This window comes from Rhodococcus sp. NPDC078407, assembly GCF_044542515.1.
GTDB lineage: Bacteria > Actinomycetota > Actinomycetes > Mycobacteriales > Mycobacteriaceae > Rhodococcoides.
In genome coordinates this window covers 1-1264 of the sequence record NZ_JBITUQ010000060.1, presented here as the reverse complement: position 1 = coordinate 1264, position 1264 = coordinate 1, and the positions used below count along the sequence as shown (strand labels likewise).

At 60.0% G+C, this 1264-nt stretch carries 1 protein-coding gene; it reads left to right on the top strand.

Annotation, left to right across the window (positions count from 1 at the left end; all coding sequences use genetic code 11):
* Positions 1-69: 69 nt before the first annotated feature.
* A protein-coding gene (locus ACIGGF_RS25360; RefSeq protein WP_294637904.1) for an IS3 family transposase occupies positions 70-1223 on the top strand; the annotation gives its coding sequence in 2 pieces (ribosomal slippage) (positions 70-358 and positions 358-1223; 1155 coding nt in all).
* Positions 1224-1264: the final 41 nt, after the last annotated feature.

Here is a 1264-nt window from a genome sequence, read left to right as displayed (position 1 = left end):
GGGACTGCCCCAGGTTTGGTTGACATCTGATCTGTGAGGATCGCTCCTCACGGTGGAAGGATGTTCACCATGCCGAAAGCGTTCCCAGAGGAGTTCCGCCGCGACGTCATCGCTGTTGCACGCAAGGGCGAGGCCCCATTGCGTCAGATCGCGAAGGACTTCGGAATATCCGAGGGCTGTCTGCATCGGTGGCTGAAGATCGCCGACCGCGACGACGGCATCGAACGAGGCACGACGCCGGCCGGCTTGGACGAGTCCGCCGAGCTACGGGAGGCCCGCAAACGGATCAAGCTCCTCGAGCAAGAAGCAGAGGTCATGCGCCGTGCGGTCGCCTACCTGTCCCGGGATGTCAACCCAAAATGATCTACCCGCTGGTCCTCGACCTTGCTGCCGACGGGGTACCCGTCACAGTGACCTGCCGGGTGCTCGGATTCTCCACCCAAGCGTTCTACAAATGGAAGAAACAACCAGTCACACAACGTGATTGGGACGACGCGCATCTGATCAACATCGCTCGTGAAATCCACGCCGACGACCCGGCATTCGGCTACCGCTTCATCGCCGACGAACTGCCGGACCGCGGCATCACCGCCAGCGAGAACAGAGTCGCACGACTGTGCTCACAGGAACGGCTGTGGTCCGTGTTCTCCAAGAAGCGCGGCCTGAACAAGAAAGCCGGCCCGCCCGTCCACGACGACCTCGTCGACCGCCAATTCACCGCACAGGAACGCAACCAGATCTGGCTGACCGACATCACCGAGCACCGTACCGACGAAGGCAAGCTCTACCTCTGCGCCATCAAAGACCTGTACTCGAACAAGATCGTCGGATACTCGATCGACAGCCGTATGAAAGCCTCACTGGCAGTATCTGCACTGCGAAACGCCGTCGATCAACGAGACCCAGACGGCACCATCGTCCACTCCGATCGAGGTAGCCAATTCCGTTCACGAAAATTCGTACATGAGCTGTCCCGCAACGGTTTACAGGGATCCATGGGGCGGGTTGGGGCGTGCGGAGACAATGCTGCGATGGAGTCATTCTTCGCGCTTCTGCAGAAGAACGTGCTCGATCGACAACGTTGGTCCACGCGAGAGCAGTTACGGCTGGCGATCGTCACCTGGATCGAACGGACCTACCATCGCAAGCGTCGCCAACGCCGGCTCGGCAAACTCACCCCAACCGAGTTTGAGACAATCAATCAGTCCGCACACGCGGCCTGATTCACTCAACCCAACGAGTCAACCGAACTCGGGGCAGTCCC